This window comes from Aequorivita capsosiphonis DSM 23843, from assembly GCF_000429125.1.
GTDB lineage: Bacteria > Bacteroidota > Bacteroidia > Flavobacteriales > Flavobacteriaceae > Aequorivita > Aequorivita capsosiphonis.
The window spans coordinates 180,907-198,862 of sequence record NZ_AUBG01000006.1 but is presented as its reverse complement, the minus strand read 5'-3'; the positions used below and the strand labels follow the sequence as shown (position 1 = coordinate 198,862).

Below are 17,956 nucleotides of genomic sequence, written 5' to 3'. Positions count from 1 at the left end.
AAATGTACACGGATTCCTGTTTCCAAGCTTACCACTCAAACTATTCAACTTATCTATTCATAAAACCTTCACTATTATGAAATTTCTTGATAGCTTCACTTTAAGGTAAAAGAAGTCGTGGGGGTTGAGTTGAAAATAAGTTCCAAATTGTAGGCTAAATGATTTTTATAACACTTTAGCTTTCTAAAGAGATGAAGGTTACAATATTTTTAGAACTGAAGATTCTCTTCAAACAAAACGAAATACATATAAAAATAAAACAGCACCGTTGAGCGGGGCTCAAGGTGCTGTTTAAACTAACAATTAACAAAAAAAGAAACAACTATAGATTGGGCAATAAAACTCTATCAATAACGTGAATAACGCCGTTCGTGGCCTGTACATCTGGAATCGCCATATTTGCTACCGCACTCCCGTTTCCAACTCCAGTAACGGTTAAGGTTCCGTTAGTATATGCTCCAAGTGTTAAGGGATCTCCACCCAATGGGCTTAGTATACCCGCATCAAGTTCTGATGTAAATTTACCGCCATTGGCTATTACATGATTCAATAATACGGTTGCAACAACCTCCTTTGGCAATTGTCTAATATCTGTTGGTTGCGTAAAAGTCAAGCCAAGCGCGGTTCCAAGATCTTTAAAAGCTTGATCCGTTGGGGCAAATACAGTAAAAGAAGGACTTCCTTCTGAAGCAGTTAAAGCACCAACCAAATCGGCATATACAACAGCTTCAACGAGAAAAGTCAACTCTGGTGCTTTAAAAACCTGTGCACTTTGTAGTGCTATTGCAGATTGTACTATATCGCCTCCAGTGGCTATCATTACTTTATCAATAACGTGAACTGTACCATTACTAGCGTTGATATCTGTTGCCAATATTTTTGACCCATTTATATAAGTATCTCCTCCTCTAGTTATAAACCTTCTGTCCAAACTAAGTGCAGACGTTGAAGTAGAACCGTTTACAAAAGAACTACCAAAAGAGTTTCCATTGGAAACGTGATATAACAAGGTATTGGTTAAAAAAGACTGTTGAAGAACCCCAAGATTGTCTTCATTTAGACCCAAACGGGCGAAAGCATCATTATTTGGAGCAAAAACGGTGTAGTTTCCATCAGGATCGTTTGGATTGCTATTACTCAAAACTCCAGCTACTCCACCATAAACAGCTGCCGCTTCTAATGCACTGAAAGCTGGGTTTGATACTGCAATGTATGATATTGAAGGTGCTGAATCTTCGAAGTTTGATTCGGTTTCACAAGCGCCAAATGTGAAAATTAAGGCTAATGCCATTACTGATTTTATATATAAATTTTTCATATTAGTGTTTTTTAGGATATTAATGTTTTTTTAGAAAGAATAGACCAATCCGCCGTAAAATCCAGTGGATTTACCAAGATTACGTCCAGCGATATAAGTATTTGCACCTGCTGAAATGCCTATGCCATCAAAAATGGGTGCAAACGCATTAAGACCCACACGGGTATAGTTTACACGAGTTGCAGGAAAATAACCTGTAAAACCTTCGCCTAGAATATCTACTCCATCTTTTTCAGAAAGTTGGTTTGCAATGTAGCCATCAACATAAAATTTTGATGCGGCATATCCCACCTTCAATTGACTCAAGAAAGCATGGGGAGCGCCACTGTCTTTAAAGCTATATCCTACTTGTCCTGTTGTAAAAAACCCAGAATCGGTTTTAAACATCGCGATCCCAAGAGCATTAAAACTACTGGCGTGGTTACCAATCGCGATAATTGACTGAAGCCCTTCATTGGCTTCATAATCACTAAGAGGAGTCTCGAGACCTATAGAACCAATAAAACTTAAGTCACTCTTACCTAAGTTAAAGGTGTGAAAATTGTACTTAACATACAGACTTAAATCCTGAATTCCTTCTCTTGTATTTTCGAATCCAAGAGATTCAAGCGTTCCTTCGGTAGCCTCTCCTTCAGATTTAATATAGGGAACATTAAATACAACGTTCAAGTTGTCTGTAATTCCAAATTCACCATAAAGGGAGATACTGGTATTTGTAACTTCATTAAATACGGGTACACCATCTACTTCTTGGGGCACTAAAAAGACCTTGTCATATTTTTCCATAGAATAGGAAATAACGACAGAGCCCTCATTGTTTTTTTTCATAAACCCGCTTACGGGGCTTTGCGCGAGTAGTAACGAGGATGTCAACAAGCAAAGCATTGCTAATAATTTTGATGGTAGTTTCATTTTTAAGTGTTTTAATTTAAGATTATACCATCATTTACGCAGAAAAGAAAGGAGTGGTTTTATTAGCGGTAAATAAAACCTCCTTCCAAGTTTAGTCGTAGATAAGATGACGCAGAAAAAGTCTGAAGGAATTTCAGCCAGATTAAATGTCAGTATTTAACAAATTCACGTCTTAACCATTAGCATACTATACATGTCTATTTATCTATTTTTCGCTTTAAGTATTTTCACCAATATATACGCCCCCTCAGACAACAAGCAATACATAAAAAACTATTATGAAAACGGGATCATAAAATCAGAAGGTTGGCTCGTAAACAATTATAAATCCGGATATTGGAAGTTTTATACCCAAAACGCAAATCTTTCTTCAAAAGGTCCTTTTAAAAACAATAAAAAAAATGGTTATTGGTATTTCTTTGACGAAGGTGCTAACCTTAAAAAAGAGGGACATTTTGTGAATGGAAGTGCCGAGAATTGGTGGATTTTTTACGAAATTGGCACTCCTTATAAATCTAAGATTCAATTCGAAAGCAATAAGAAAAATGGATATGCCTTATGCTATAAAAATAATAATTTGATAAGAGCCGAAAAATATAAAAACGACTTGAAGACAGGTACTTGGACTAGCATTTCAGCCTTTAAACAAGATAATCCAGATGCAAGTTTTTAATGAAACAAAATATAAAAGTAATAATCCCCGCATATAATGAGGAAGAAGCGATTGGGAAGGTGATTGCTGAAATTCCAAATATAGTTTCAGAAATAATTGTGGTGAACAACAATTCCTCCGATAATACTGCGGAAGTTGCGAAATCAGCCGGAGCTACCGTACTTTTTGAACCCAATGCAGGTTATGGATATGCGTGTTTAAAAGGAATGGAACACATTTCGCGTTTCGACACTTCGACAGGCTCAGCACAACGCTCCGCTCAACGACCGGATATTGTTGTTTTTCTAGATGGCGATTATAGCGATTATCCTACAGAATTGTCAAGAATCGTCGCACCTATTATTGAAGATAATATCGATTTTGTGGTGGGAGCACGAGTGAAAGAACTCAGCGAGAAAGGCTCCATGAGTTTCCCACAACGTTTTGGCAACGGACTAGCAACCAAACTGATGAAGCTTTTCTTTAATTCCACATTCACAGATTTAGGACCTTTTCGCGCCATTAAATATGAAAAGTTGCTGGCTTTAGAAATGGAAGACAAAACCTACGGTTGGACGGTTGAGATGCAACTGAAGGTGCTCAAAAAGAAATTCACCTATGTCGAAATTCCAGTGAAATACAAAAACCGGATTGGTGTTTCAAAAGTTTCAGGTACAGTAAAAGGTGCTATATTTGCAGGCGTAAAAATTCTAACCTGGATTTTTAAATACAGTTTCAAAAAATGATTCTTGAATCAATAATCATTGCAGTTTACTCCATTGCCCTTCTCCTCATTTTTATGTACGCGTTGGCGCAACTCAACTTGCTATTTAACTATCTGAGTGCCCGCAAAAACCACAAAGATTCTCCTACTTTCGATTTTTCACAAGAAGAAGAAATTCCTTTTGTCACTATTCAGCTTCCTGTTTATAACGAATTGTACGTTATGGATAGATTGCTGGAAAATATTGCACTAATTGATTATCCGAAGAATAAGTTAGAAATACAAGTCTTGGACGATAGTACCGATGAGTCTTTTGAAGAAACGGCTATCCACATTCAAGCCCTTCAGAAAACAGGTTTAGACATTCAACATATTTCTCGTGAAAACAGAGTAGGCTTTAAAGCAGGCGCATTAAAGGAAGGTCTAAAAACTGCCAAAGGTGAATATATAGCTATTTTTGACGCGGATTTTCTTCCGAAGAAAGACTGGTTAAAAAATACAATCCCCTATTTTAAAGATCCAGAAATTGGCGTGGTTCAAACCCGTTGGGGACATTTAAATCGGGACTATTCCATACTTACTCGTGTACAAGCCTTTGCTCTGGATGCACATTTCACTTTGGAACAAGTAGGAAGAAATTCTAAAGGGCATTTTATTAATTTCAATGGAACTGCGGGTGTTTGGCGGAAGGAATGTATTCTAGACGCCGGCAATTGGGAAGGCGATACGCTAACCGAAGATCTCGACCTCAGCTACCGTGCGCAGTTGAAAAACTGGAAATTTAAATATTTGGAAAATGTGGAAACTCCCGCCGAACTTCCTGTGGTAATTAGCGCAGCGCGTTCGCAACAATTTCGTTGGAACAAAGGTGGCGCAGAGAATTTTCAAAAAATGGCTTGGCGCGTTTTTAAAAGTCCTGATCTTTCCTCAAAAACTAAAATTCACAGTTTTTTGCATCTGCTGAACAGTACCATGTTTTTGAATATTCTTATCGTCGCGATATTAAGTATTCCGATGCTTTATATTAAAAACGAATACGAACATTTAAAAGTTTACTTCTTTGTAATGAGCTTTTTTGTGATAAGCACAATCATCTTTTTTATTTGTTATTGGTTTACTTTTAAAAGTATTTACGGTGGCGGATTTAAACGATTTCTAAAATATATAGGAATGTTTTTTACTTTCTTTTCGGTAGCAATGGGTTTCTCTGTACATAATTCCATTGCAGTTTTGGAAGGGCATTTCGGAAAGAAAAGTGAATTTATCCGAACTCCGAAATTCAATATCGGCGATTTAAAGAATGGTTGGAAAGGCAATAAATACGTCACTAAAAACACTTCACCAAATGTGATAATTGAGGGTGTGTTGATGCTATATTTCGCTTTCGGAATGTATAGTGCATTTATTGTTGGCGATCACGGTGGCGACTTTGGACTGTTTCCTTTTCATTTGATGCTCTTTCTAGGGTTTGGGTTTGTGTTTTTTAAATCCTTGACCTCTAAGGCCTAAAAACTTTGTGAAACTTTGAGAATCTTTGTGCAACTTTGCGTAATAGCTTTACCACAGAGAGCCACAAAGTAGACACAAAGGACCACAAAGTAGCTCGCTCGAAAATCAGCCATTGTAAATCGGCAATCTAAAATCAATATGTATCCACCATCACACCACCAATCCCACGATATTGAAAAGATGATTTTGGTAATCCAGCATTTTCCGTTGGGAATGTTGGTTACGGCCAAGGATAGGAAACCATTTATAACGCATATCCCTTTTATCTATAATGAAACTTCAAAAAAGCTAGTCGCGCACATAGACCGAATCAATCCGCAAATAGAAACGTTAAAGGATGGTACCGAAGTTACGATCGTTTTTAAAGGTCCTGATACTTATATTTCTCCAAGCATCTACAAAACACCACAATTGCCAACTTGGAATTATATAATAGTTCACATCACAGGAAAACTGAAGCTTTTAAATGATGCGGAAACAGTCAAAAAAACCATGATTGCTATGACTGAAGTTTTAGAACGAAGTGAACAAAACCCCACCAAAATGACGGATAGGTATATTCTGAAGAAAGACGATTCAAAAATGGAACGTTTTATCAATTACATCCAAACTTTTGAAATTGAAATCACCAATTGGGAAGGAAAGTTTAAGCTCTCTCAAAATAAAAACGAAGCAGATTTCGAGAACGCAAAAAATGAATTAATAAAAAAATCCCGAAAAGATGTCTCGGGATTTATTGAAGCTATTTATAAATAAGTTTTTAGTTAGGAAAACTGTAAGAAACCAATCTTATTTCAGCACTATGCAAGGAATCTGAAACCCACGAAATAGTAGATTTTATCTTTCCAATTCTCTCAGAATAAAAATAAAAATCTCTACCTGGGGAAGTATTTCCATCTGAGAATCTCACGTAAAGTTCATTAACGAAACACTCAAAATTTCCAGCAGGAACCTCCAAAGCGCTATCACTCTCAGTTAGTACACCATATATATTAAGTTCATTAGTCATCTGTCTAATTAAATATTCTTGATCAGGATTGGAATAGGAAAATTGTTTTACTCCATTTTCATTAATTAAATAACCAAGGGAATCTCTTAAATTTGTAACCACTGTTCCATTTTCTGGTACAAGAATACTAGTATTATCATTTCCCGATGTAGTGGTTTCAAACGTATAATATGTGTTCCCATTAATTTCAGATGTTCCTGTAATAGCTACATCATCGAAAGCATTTAAACTTTCAAATTCGTCCGTTCTATCAATTCTTTTAAAATATTCGTACCTCCAAGAGTTTCCTATAGTTAAAGCATAAAAATTCGATTCAGTTTGTTGCTGTTCTTCAGGTTGGTTGTCATCTTTATTACAAGAGATAAAGATCAGGCTAAAAACAAAGCAGGATAAGAGCAAAGATTTCATAGATTCAGTTTTAGTTGTTAGTGCTATGATAACGTGACGAAGACTAGGTTTATTTCAAATCTCTATTCACCACCCCAAAATTTAATCGATTATCATCTAGACTCAGACAAAAGTTTTCTTAAATATTTATGGAGGAATCTATAAAAATTGACATAGGACTATAGGACATAAGACGTAGGACAAAACACTGAATTGAACTTTGCGTCCTTTGCGTCCTTGCGGTGAATAATAAACGCAAAGGCGCTGAGGACGCTGAGGGTTTCTATTTCAAAAAACAATGTTCTAAACGCTTTCAACATATCCCTTTTACGATTTAAAATCAAACCCCAGAATCCGAAGGATTCATATATTTATAGATCGAATTATAAAACGCAAAATTCGACCCCGACGGGGTCGTATCATAAAGCGTATCGGTTTTCTATAAACATTTAATCCCTCCGGGATATAGCTATGGCCTATAATTGACTTTTTCTTATTGAAATATCCTTTGATCTCTTCAAAATCTAGCCTAGCATAATTTCTGATCAGGAGAAGGTTTTCTTCAAGATTTATTGAGGAAAAACTTAAAAAATGACCTAGGACTATAGGACGTAGGACAAAGCACCAAATTAAACTTTGTGACCTCTGTGCCTCTGTGATTATTTTTCATCGCAGAGGTGCTAAGGAAGCTGAGGGTTTCTATCTCAAAAAGATAGTCCTAAACGCTTTCAACATATTCCTTCACCTCTTCAAAATCCAAACCGCCATAATTTCCACTGCTCATTAAAAGCAAACAGGTATCGTCATAATTCTGGGAATAGAGATAGGTTTTAAAATCGGCTGGATTTGTAAAAACCACCAAATCATCTCGATCAAAAGCTTCTTCAATTTGCTCGCCTTTTATTTCTTCTAGCTGCTTTATAAGCACGGCGTGTGGAGAATAGAAAACCACGGCGCTATCGGCTGCATCCAATGTTCCTTTGTATTCTTTTAGAAACTCAGGATTTAAACTACTGTAGGTGTGTAGTTCCAAACATGCTATGAGTTTTCTATTGGGGTATTGATTTTTTACTGCTTGGGTTGTTGCTTTAACCTTGCTTGGAGAATGTGCATAATCTTTATAAGCCACAGAATTTTTAGTTTCAGCAATTTTCTCCAAACGTTTGCTTGCGCCTTTAAAAGTAGAAATAGCTTCATAAAAGTCATCGACATCTACACCCATCAATTGGCAGATCCAACGGGCACCTTCCAGATTGTTTAGATTATGCTTTCCGAAAATTTCAACAGGCATCGGGCCTTCTGGCGTATCTAAAAGCGTAGTTCCATCTTCCACGGAATATTCTGGGGTTTGATACGGATATTTTTTAATCGGGTTTGTAGCTTCTTCAACAACTCGTTTTACCTCAGTATCTTCTTCGTTATAAATTAGCGCGCCACCATCGGTTATTTCCTTTATAAAAATTTCGAACTGCTCCACATAGTTTTCATAAGTAGGAAAAACGTTGATATGGTCCCAAGCAATGCCGCTTAACAAAGCGATATTTGGTTTATATAGATGAAACTTTGGTCTACGGTCTATAGGTGAAGACAGATATTCATCGCCTTCAATGACCATAAAATCATTATTCTCGGTTATTTTCACCATCGTATTAAAACCTTCCAACTGTGCACCTACCATATAATCAACCTCTTTTCCGTGATAGCTCATCACATGAAGAATCATGGAGGTAATTGTAGTTTTCCCGTGAGAACCACCAATCACTACGCGGGTTTTGTTTTTGGACTGTTCGTATAAAAACTCGGGGTAGCTGTAGATTTTAAGTCCGAGCTCCTTTGCTTTTAGAAGTTCTGGATTATCTACTTTGGCGTGCATCCCCAGGATCACCGCATCAATTTCTGAAGTGATTTTCTCCGGAAACCAACCTTCTTTTTCGGGTAATAAATCTTTTTTATCCAATCTGCTTTTGGAAGGTTCAAAAATCTCGTCGTCGCTACCGGTGACCGTATCTCCTTTTTGATGTAATGCCAATGCAAGATTGTGCATCGCGCTGCCGCCAATGGCTATAAAGTGGATTCTCATATGTTTTGCTTTACCCCCTGCCCCCTAAAGGGGAGAATAATAGCTCCCTTTAGGGTTGGGGTATTAGTTTAAAGGTTTAGCCCTTCCACACTTTGACTGCGCTCAGTGCCGGCATGATTTGGGTTATATTTGTTGTGTAAAGATACTTTTTTCTAATTCTCATCCCAAGATCTATCGCAACGGAATTCAAGCTTACATCGCTAAAATGAGCGATTTTTCCTTTTTGGCTTCCTTAAAATCATCGGGACTCTTCAATGCTTTATTTATCCAGGTAAGCGCCAATTGCTTTTCGCCGAGGTTTTTATAAATCTGAGCAAGTCGGTAATATGCCCATTCTTTCGGCACTCCATCTGTAATTGTATAATTCGCGATATATTCACCCAAACACTCTATTCCGTATTGGGAATCTATATCATATTTAGCACAAACCTTCCCTATCTGATAATTAAGTTGATTGCGTTTATGAAGCTTCAGGGATTTGGAAGCGACCGCAATTGCCTTGTCCGGTTGATTGTTGTTTTCGTAAAGCTTTGAAAGTTTTTCATAGGTGTGCGGGGAACCTCCTACTTCAATTGCTTTTTTATAATAACGTTCCGCATCCTTCGGTCTATTAGATAATTCAGCAATATAACCTTCGGCCAAATAGCCATCTACAGGAGAGATTTTCAAAAGATCTTTGGCATATTCAAGTGCTTTGGATTCACTTCCACCCAAGATTCCGGGAACCTGAATATAGAACTCTATCAATGCCCAACGGGTATCTATGTGGGTTGGATCCAACTTTGCGGCCGTCTCAAATTCGCGTTTAATATCGCCAATATAGGTTATGGCACGTAAACGACTAATGGACATGGCTTTCATTCCGAGTGCTCCACCGTACTTAAAGTGGTAATTGGCGTTGCTTGGTTCTTCTTCAACTAATTCTTTATAATACGAAATCGCCTTATCCCACTCCTCGCCATAAGCCGCAATATCACCCAAATATTCTTGCGTCTTTTTGTCGGTGGGATGTTCCTTTATATAATTTTCAAAAACAGGTCTCGCCTTACTGAATTTTTCCTGTTTAAAGTATTCTTCTGCTTGTTGATAGTTGGTTTGGGCAACCATAAACAAGGGAAGGATATAAAGTAAAAGAGTTAATCGTTTGATGATAGTGATATTATTCAATGTTCAATGTTCAATGTTCAAATTTAAAAAACTTGCTGCTCCGAAGTCAACCGATTAATTAATATTTCAACCTTCTACGCGGGATAAATATCGAGCCTACTGAATACTGCAACTGCTACTGCCTACTTCTTTCTTGGAGGATATTTTTTTAAGATTTTCTGAATCACCGAATAATAGTAGGCTTCTTTCTTTTGCGGCGTTGCACGTTCTTTCATTTCACCATCGGCAATGGCTTGCCAAACAAGATCGTCTTTTTGAACATCTATAAAGTCCATGGTTAAGCGTTGGTTTATAACTTTTCCACCAATAGGAATGCCTCCACTAACTCCAATCCCACCATTACGACCCCCGCCACCTACACCAATACCAATAGTGTTTCGGGAATTGGAAAGACTTTCACGTGCATAAAAATTGATATACAGTTGGGGACTTTCACTTTTTACAAATCCGCGTTCCTGCAACAAACTGTCAGCTGCTTGAATGACTCTATCATCGTCCAATTCGCTAAGACCAGAATCTATAGTGGGAAAATAGTTATACGTGTTGTATTTTGAAAAATCTACTTGTTTGTCATAATCTACCGCCACGCTAGCGCCGCAGGAAGTTAGAAATATGGAAAGTAATAATATTGGGAGTAACTTCATTGCTTAATTTTTATTAAAAATACGGAAAAAAGATACTTCTAGTTTTGAGCTTGATTATTCTTTAACAATTTTCTTCGTAACATTTCCCTTATCGGTTACTACTTCCACAAAATAGATTCCTGCAGAAAGGTTATCCAAATTTAATTGCTTTTCTGAAGTTTGAAGAATCTGTTCACCTAAAAGAGAATAAACTGTTGCCTTTTCGAAGGAAATGATTTTGGGAATTTTTATTTGAAGGCTTGAAGAAACGGGGTTTGGGTACAATTGAACCATTCCATCTAAACCAAATTCCTCGACACCCAAATTTTCCACCACGGTTGTTGAGACGGTATTTGTAACGATGGCTGCGTTAAAGTCGAAATAAATATCCGCAGTATTTTGAACCACATCGCCCAAGGCAATATTTTGAATAGGTTTAATTTGAAAAGCCACAAAACCGTTACTGCCTTCAGGGTCTGAAGCCTCTGGCGGCAAGTTGATATTGTCAAAAATGAAGGAAACATGGTTGCCGTCTATAATTTCCACCCTGTACTCGTGACTTGCAGACAAAGGACGGATAGTGTTCCAATCTAATTTATCACTTAGCAAATCTTCAATACGAACGTTTATAGCATCGGCAGTTCCTGTGTTTTGAAAACGTACTATATAATCAAGATAATTAGCTGTTTCACTTTCATAAATCTCTTCCCCTTGATTTACTTGTTTATCATTGGGATCAAAGGAGTTTACAATAATCTGTTCCAGATTGTAGGTGTTATTTTGTGGGTTTTCGTCATCTGTCACAGGATTTATAATAGCTTCAAAAGCGAGAATATCTCCAGAATTGTTTGTTGGCGGAGGTAATGTATTAAAATTAATAAGTATTGTTTCGGACTGAAATGGTAAAAGATCTGCGTAATTCCAAGTAATTGTGTTTCCACTTACATTAATTGCATTGGGTACCGCATTCAAAAATGTTTGTCGTGAATCATCAAATTGTAGCGTGATTTCACCGCTTAATGCTGTTGTGCCAACATTTTCATACAGAAGTTGATATTCGGCATCAAAGCCGGGACGGGCAGCATTAAGAGGAAGAAGAACTATTTTTAAATCATTAAATACCGAAGTGGCCGTTAAACAGAAATTGACGTTTTCAGTATTTCCATAATCCGTAAAAGTGGTTTCGATAGTATTAGGAAGCACTTGAAAATTTATTGGCAGAGATTCAGGATTAATTTCAGTGTTAAATGTTCCTATACCAACAAAAAAAGAATACGTTCCAACCTCACTGGTAGTAGTAGTAAAAGTGGAAGTTCCATCCGTTGTAGACACTAAAATGTTGTTTACGGCATAATCATTTCCATCGCACCCATTATTATCAAAGTCAAAATTGATTGTACCTTCAATAATGTTGTTTGTAATACCACAATTAACCAAAACTTCATTCTTACTAGCGCATCCCGTAGCGTTATTTTCAATTATAGGAGTAATGGTTCCATTATTTAGAAAATTACAGATAGAAAGAATACTGCACTGCGATAAATTTTCATTGTTTGTAATTTCTAAAGTATTAATATATGTCAAATCGGCATTCTCTAAGCTCGTGATATCTGTTAATGAATTATTAACGTTAAGCTTTATGGCATAACCAAATTGGCTAATGTTTTGCAGACCGTCCAAGCTTATTAATGCTGTATTTTCCTCTATGAAAAATTGTTGATCCACCTGCGTAAAATTATTTAAACTGGACAGACTTGCTAACGTCGGGTTATTAATAATTTCTACTCCTCCCAATTCTCCTGAAAGTCCCGAAAGCACAGAAATATCACTTAATATCTCATTGTCCTTAATAATCAAGTTGAGATAGCCCGTTGAGTTAAAATTAACCCCATCCAGAGAAACGAGATTATCATTATCAATAATATTTATAGAATTTGCACGATTAATACCAGATAAATCGCTTATATCATTTAGACTTGTATTGTCTCTAAGCTCCAGATAATTTACTCCAGTTGCATTTTGAAGTCCATTTAGATTTAAAAGATTAGGATTACTTTCTATACGAAGACTGTTTTCTAATTCCACCAGTTTTTCCATACCCTGTAAAGTTTCTAGCGAAGTGCCTTTAAGATATAAATAACCAATAGTAAAGTTTGAATCTGCACCAAACCCAATTGCACTTAAGGCATTAGTATTATTAATTTCGAGGCGATTAAAACTTTGAACATTCCGTAGCGCCGAAATACTAGTAAGGTTAGGGCTGTTTTTAACTACTAACTCATACACCGTTTGTAAAGCATCTAAACCTTTAAAAGTTGTTAAAGAATTATTGTTTTCAATATTAAAATAATCAATATCAAATAAATTATCTAAGCCCTCAAGACTATTAAGTAAATCATTATCGCGTAAGGTGATAATACCTTGGGCACTTTGGTTAGGTTGCGTAAGTCCCTCCAACCCAACGAGATTTACCAAAAGATCATTATTGATTATAAATACATTATCGAAAGTACTAATACTGTTAAGCTCGTGAAGATTTATTAGATTGGGATTATCAGAGATGTTTAATTCCTTAACAGCAATTACATTTTCAAGGCCTTGTAGGTTTTCTAATATGGGATTAGAGAGAATCCTTAAATTTCTAAAATTGGTAATATTTGAAAAAGGCGTTAAATCATTAATATCGGAGCCAGATATTATCCAAAAATCACTTAATTGCGTACAGTCTGGGTAACTCAAAGGAAAATTATTCGCTTTGGTTTGAGAGGTGATTTCATAGTTAACCTTGGGGCAATCGCCAAAATTATTTAAGAGTCTGTTTTTATCGCAATTGAAAGCATTGTACTGAATATAGGTTTCTGGAACATCTAAAATTGGCTCAATACTAGAAATATTACAGTTGTTTAAATCATAATTTCGACTTATATATACACTTTGAGAGATGTTTACTCCTCCGAGTGCTGTAATATCAATAATTCCCGTAGTATCAATTCTCAGTTTATCCAATTGCACCAAGGAATGTAAATCATCTAATGACAATAAGGCCGATGCATTATGGATATTAAGTTCACCATTTATTATTTCAATATTTTCAAGCCCTAACAAGTTTACCACATCATTCCCGCTAACTGTAATCCCAAAACTAATTTCGGCACAATTTGGATAGTCTATTAAAAAAGCATCCACTTCCGCTTGGGAGGATAGCGTAATTGGATCAGAAGGACACTGTGCAAATCCAACAAAAGAAATTAAAAATAATACGAAGAGTAATCCTTTTTTCATAATACATAAATTCAAAGTCGTAAGAAAAAGAATAAAAAGTACTTATGAAAGTTTTTTTAAGAAAATTTTAAGAATTTAGAAAAATAATCTACCCTTACACATTAATCTCTTTGCTATATGGTATAAGGATTAGCTTTAAAAGGAAATATTTTATGTATTTGGACAGATTTAAAGCGCAACTTTAAAAGTGTCGACAAAAAATACATATCTTAAAAGAACGCTCTCGAACGAATTGGCTCGACTGTCTGAAGATTTCGCTGTAATTGTAGTTACTGGGCCCCGTCAGTCGGGCAAAACCACTTTATGCCGAAATCAATTTGCCAATTTTCACTATATAAATCTTGAAAACATTAGCGCACGAGAGCAAATCCAAACTGCTCCAAAAGCATTTTTAGAACAACATTTGGAAGGCTTGATTATAGACGAAGCCCAACATTTGCCCGAGCTTTTTTCCTACATACAATTAATAGTTGATGAAAATAAAGAGGCTCAATTTATACTTACCGGAAGTAGCGATTTTTCCTTAATGCAAGGGATCACACAATCGCTGGCAGGAAGAGTAGCGGTTTTGACCCTTTTACCCTTGTCTTTAAAAGAATTGAGCGACAGTATTTCCCGAATAGAAACCAACACTTTATTATTCAATGGTGGCTATCCAGCCGTTTGGGGAAAGAACATTCCCGTCCAGGACGTGGCGAGAAATTATTACAACACATACATTGAACGCGATGTACGCCAGCTTCTTAACGTAAAAAACATCACCAAATATCAGACATTTATAAAATTATGTGCCGGCAGGATAGGAACCGAACTCAATGCCTCGGCACTTTCCAATGCCATTGGTGTTTCTGTGCCCACGGTACAGGAATGGCTAAGCACCTTGGAGGCTTCTTATATACTTTTCCGTCTGCCACCCTTTTTCCGAAATATAGGAAAACGCTTGGTCAAATCGCCCAAACTGTATTTTTATGACACGGGTCTGGTCTGTTTTTTATTGGGGATAGAAAATGAAAAACAACTTGAAACCCATCCATTGCGTGGGGCTATTTTCGAGAATATGGTTGTACTGGAGTTTTTCAAGCATAGGTACAACCAAGGCAAAGAGCCACACTTTTATTTCTATCGCGACAAATCGCAAATTGAAGTAGACCTTATAGAAGAAAAAGGAGTTGATCTGTACGCTTATGAAATAAAATCGGCAAAGGCATTTACCAAAAGTTTTATGGCGAGTTTGGATTATTTTCGAAAAGTAGCAGGAACCAATGTAGTTTCAACTCAAGTGATATACGACGGAAAAAATGATATTTTCAGCTCGGAAAACGGAATGATTAATTTTAGGAATTTAAAATTTTAGGCGTCAAACTTCGCCCCTCAATAAGCTCAACATTTTCCCTACCTCCGAGCCGCTCGGCAACCAACTGTTAGTTAAGCATCTTCCAAAGCTTATCCTTCAGCTCAGTCAACCCTTGTTGGGCTACGGAAGAAATAAATAGATATGGAATATCCTTAAACTCCTTGTCTAAGATGGTTTTCATTTCTGCTTTTAGCTCATCATCAAGCATATCGCTTTTGCTAATGGCAATTAGGCGCTCTTTGTCTAAGAGTTCTGGATTATAGCGACGCAGTTCGTCTACAAGAATTTCGTACTGTTCCTTGATATCGGGTGCATCAGCGGGAACGAGAAATAACAAAGTGGAGTTTCTTTCAATATGGCGAAGAAAACGATGTCCAATCCCTTTTCCTTCCGCAGCACCTTCAATAATTCCAGGTATATCGGCTACAACAAAAGTTTGGAAATCGCGGTATTCTACAATTCCCAGATTGGGTTTTAGGGTTGTAAATTCGTAATTGGCAATTTTGGGTTTTGCAGCGGTAATAACCGAAAGCAAAGTGGATTTTCCGGCATTTGGAAATCCTACTAAACCAACATCGGCAAGTATCTTCAGTTCTACGATGATATCTATTTCCTTCCCTTCTTCCCCTGGCTGGGAATAACGCGGAGTTTGGTTCGTTGAGGTTTTGAAGTGCGCATTTCCAAGTCCGCCACGACCGCCTTTTGCTACTATTTTCTCTTCCCCATCTTCCGTTAGTTCAAAGAGTATTTCATTGCTCTCCTTATCGCGAACAACAGTACCCAGTGGTACTTCTATATACACATCAGCCCCATCGGCACCAGTACTAGTTTGTTTGCTTCCCGCACTACCGTGTTCCGACTTAAAGTGTCTTTTAAATTTAAGATGATAAAGCGTCCAAAGATTTTTGTTTGCTTTTACGATTACGTGTCCACCGCGACCACCATCACCACCATCTGGCCCACCTTTGGGAATATATTTTTCCCGTCGCATGTGCTTACTACCCTGCCCTCCCTTTCCGGAAGTAACATGGATCTTTACGTAATCTACAAAATTGCCTTCAGTCACCTTTTCTATTGTTTATTACTAATTTTTATTATTTATTCCTGCTGTTTATCGTTGAACTAACTCCAAACCATAAACTCCAAACTACAAACTATCTATAACCTTATTTAATCTTTCGGTGATTTCTTCAATACTTCCCACACCATCAACACCGTAGTACATATCTTTTTTATCGTAATAATCCTTTAGAATAGCGGTTTCGTTGTAATATACTTTTATACGATTTCTAATAATGTTTTCATCGGCGTCATCGGCTCTGCCGCTGGTTTTACCTCTTTCCAAAAGTCGCTGCACCAATACTTCGTCATCTACTTCCAAAGCAACCATAGCGTGTATCTCTGAGTCCTTATCGTCCATTAAATAGCCAAGGGCTTCTGCTTGGGCTTCTGTTCTTGGGAAACCGTCAAAGATAAAACCATTGGCATCACTGTTGTTGTCGAGTTCGTTACTCAACATATCGATGGTGATTTCGTCTGGCACCAATTTTCCTTTTGCCATAAAAGATTTCGCAAGATTACCAAGCTCTGTTTCATTTTTAATATTAAATCTGAAAACGTCGCCAGTAGATATATGTACGAGGTTGTATTTTTCTTTCAAAAAGTTAGCTTGTGTTCCTTTTCCTGCACCCGGAGGGCCAAATAAAATAATATTGGTCATGTTGCGTATGGTTTTTTGGTGATGATTGAAAAAATGAAGTCGCAAATTTACGAAATAATAAAAGAGCTGGATCGGGATTATTGGTCTAAAATGATCTAAAGTTATTTTAAGATTAATCTTTAGCCTATACGATACACAATATTTTTTTTGATTAATACAAACTCCTAACTAAATGAAAAAGAACGCAAAACGCTTTCTATGAAGTAATTTGTCTTAAAACCTCAATAGTTAATTAACATTTGAAATGAACATTTCTGAAAATTTAATTCAATATTTGAGACCAAACTTTAATAAATTAAAACAAATACAATGAAAAAAACTCTACTTTCTCTAGCTCTTCTAGCTGGAATTACAACCATGAATGCGCAAGTAACTATTTTTGAAGATAGTTTCGAAGATTATGAAGATTTTACATATGATAACTTTGGTGAATGGGTTCAGGTAGATCTTGACGGGTCAGATACTTGGGGTGTTACCGAATTAGGTGATTTCCCAAATGCAAATTATGTAGGTGCTGGAATGATTTTCAATACAACGCTTATCAGTCCAGATCCGGGAGCGATCTACCATGCTTACTCAGGTGATAAAGGCTTATATTTTTTCGCGGCTGGTGCTAACGGCACTCCATTTCCAAATGATGACTGGACAATTAGCCCACAAATTTCATTAGTTGGTGCTACAAATGCCAAATTATCGCTTTATGCCAAAGCACTTACAGACAGCTACGGACCAGATCAATTTGAAATCGCAGTATCTACAACAGGAAACAGCGTTGACGACTTTGACAGTATCTCTGCAATGATCAACCCGGGAACAGAATATGAAATGTTTGATTTCGATCTATCAGATTACGATGGTCAGGAGATTTATATCGCAATTCACTGTACTACAAATGATGGGTTATTGTTAATGATGGATGATTTTATGGTAACAGCTGAAACTTTGAGCACTTCAGATTTTAACACAGCGGTAGCTTCAATTTACCCGAATCCAGTTGTTGACACTTTCAACATTGACCTATCTTCAAAATTTGACGCAAATAATGTTTCAGTAACAGTTACTGATATGTTAGGCAAAGAAGTTATGAAATTTAACGCAACGAACTCGTTGAATATCGCTACACTTTCTAATGGAGTTTATATGATTAACGTTACTGACGGTAATTATACAGCTACACAGAAAATCGTAAAAAAATAAGTAAAGTCAAAGGCTTTTTGAT

At 36.7% G+C, this 17,956-nt stretch carries 14 protein-coding genes and 1 pseudogene; 6 read left to right on the top strand and 9 right to left on the bottom strand.

Features of this window, described 5'->3' with window-relative positions; genetic code table 11:
* Window positions 1–322: 322 nt before the first annotated feature.
* Together G440_RS0105350 and G440_RS0105345 are read right to left on the bottom strand one after the other, a co-directional pair.
* Window positions 323–1,318, bottom strand: coding sequence for a fasciclin domain-containing protein (locus G440_RS0105350; protein WP_026450360.1), 996 nt, complete (start codon window positions 1,316–1,318; stop codon window positions 323–325).
* A gap of 30 nt (window positions 1,319–1,348) precedes the next feature.
* A complete protein-coding gene (locus G440_RS0105345; RefSeq protein ID WP_026450359.1) occupies window positions 1,349–2,230 on the bottom strand; it encodes a hypothetical protein in 882 nt (293 codons plus the stop codon).
* Window positions 2,231–2,423: 193 nt separating this feature from the next.
* Between G440_RS0105345 and G440_RS0105340 the strand changes: the two genes are divergently transcribed.
* The 4 genes from G440_RS0105340 to G440_RS0105325 all read left to right on the top strand — a co-directional run bounded on the left by G440_RS0105340 (window position 2,424) and on the right by G440_RS0105325 (window position 5,871).
* Window positions 2,424–2,903, top strand: coding sequence for a toxin-antitoxin system YwqK family antitoxin (locus G440_RS0105340; RefSeq protein ID WP_026450358.1), 480 nt, complete (start codon window positions 2,424–2,426; stop codon window positions 2,901–2,903).
* Window positions 2,903–3,628 carry a glycosyltransferase family 2 protein gene (locus G440_RS0105335; RefSeq protein WP_026450357.1) on the top strand — a complete coding sequence of 242 codons (726 nt, stop codon included), beginning with the start codon at window positions 2,903–2,905 and terminating at the stop codon, window positions 3,626–3,628. The genes G440_RS0105340 and G440_RS0105335 overlap by 1 nt, the downstream gene beginning before the upstream one ends.
* Window positions 3,625–5,115, top strand: coding sequence for a cellulose synthase family protein (locus G440_RS0105330; RefSeq protein WP_026450356.1), 1,491 nt, complete (start codon window positions 3,625–3,627; stop codon window positions 5,113–5,115). The genes G440_RS0105335 and G440_RS0105330 overlap by 4 nt, the downstream gene beginning before the upstream one ends.
* Window positions 5,116–5,253: 138 nt before the next feature.
* Complete coding sequence (locus G440_RS0105325) at window positions 5,254–5,871, top strand: FMN-binding negative transcriptional regulator (RefSeq protein WP_026450355.1); 618 nt, start codon at window positions 5,254–5,256, stop codon at window positions 5,869–5,871.
* A 4-nt stretch (window positions 5,872–5,875) separates the two neighbouring features.
* Here G440_RS0105325 and G440_RS0105320 read toward each other — a convergent pair whose 3' ends face one another.
* The 5 genes from G440_RS0105320 to G440_RS0105300 form a co-directional block, all read right to left on the bottom strand.
* Window positions 5,876–6,532 carry a hypothetical protein gene (locus G440_RS0105320; protein ID WP_026450354.1) on the bottom strand — a complete coding sequence of 219 codons (657 nt, stop codon included), beginning with the start codon at window positions 6,530–6,532 and terminating at the stop codon, window positions 5,876–5,878.
* Between the two features lie 697 nt (window positions 6,533–7,229).
* Complete coding sequence (locus G440_RS0105315; RefSeq protein ID WP_026450353.1) at window positions 7,230–8,591, bottom strand: UDP-N-acetylmuramate--L-alanine ligase; 1,362 nt, start codon at window positions 8,589–8,591, stop codon at window positions 7,230–7,232.
* 192 nt (window positions 8,592–8,783) lie between these two features.
* Window positions 8,784–9,758: a tetratricopeptide repeat protein gene (locus G440_RS0105310; RefSeq protein ID WP_245574830.1), complete on the bottom strand. Its 975-nt coding sequence runs from the start codon at window positions 9,756–9,758 to the stop codon at window positions 8,784–8,786.
* A gap of 122 nt (window positions 9,759–9,880) precedes the next feature.
* Window positions 9,881–10,402 (bottom strand): DUF4136 domain-containing protein, encoded by a 522-nt coding sequence (locus G440_RS0105305; protein ID WP_026450351.1) that lies wholly within the window; start codon window positions 10,400–10,402, stop codon window positions 9,881–9,883.
* Window positions 10,403–10,456: 54 nt separating this feature from the next.
* Window positions 10,457–13,663 (bottom strand): T9SS type A sorting domain-containing protein, encoded by a 3,207-nt coding sequence (locus G440_RS0105300; RefSeq protein ID WP_026450350.1) that lies wholly within the window; start codon window positions 13,661–13,663, stop codon window positions 10,457–10,459.
* A gap of 187 nt (window positions 13,664–13,850) precedes the next feature.
* Here G440_RS0105300 and G440_RS0105295 point away from each other — a divergent pair, with 187 nt between their 5' ends.
* On the top strand, window positions 13,851–15,017 hold the full coding sequence (locus G440_RS0105295; protein ID WP_026450349.1) for an ATP-binding protein: 1,167 nt from the start codon (window positions 13,851–13,853) through the stop codon (window positions 15,015–15,017).
* Window positions 15,018–15,084: 67 nt separating this feature from the next.
* On the opposite strand, the gene obgE is transcribed toward G440_RS0105295, so the two are convergent.
* On the bottom strand, window positions 15,085–16,083 hold the full coding sequence (obgE, locus tag G440_RS0105290) for a GTPase ObgE (protein WP_026450348.1): 999 nt from the start codon (window positions 16,081–16,083) through the stop codon (window positions 15,085–15,087).
* Window positions 16,084–16,164: 81 nt separating this feature from the next.
* Window positions 16,165–16,752: pseudogene (locus G440_RS0105285) on the bottom strand (adenylate kinase); the annotation flags it as partial.
* A gap of 294 nt (window positions 16,753–17,046) precedes the next feature.
* On the opposite strand from G440_RS0105285, the gene G440_RS0105280 reads away from it, so the two are divergent.
* A complete protein-coding gene (locus G440_RS0105280; RefSeq protein WP_026450346.1) occupies window positions 17,047–17,934 on the top strand; it encodes a T9SS-dependent choice-of-anchor J family protein in 888 nt (295 codons plus the stop codon).
* Window positions 17,935–17,956 lie beyond the last annotated feature (22 nt).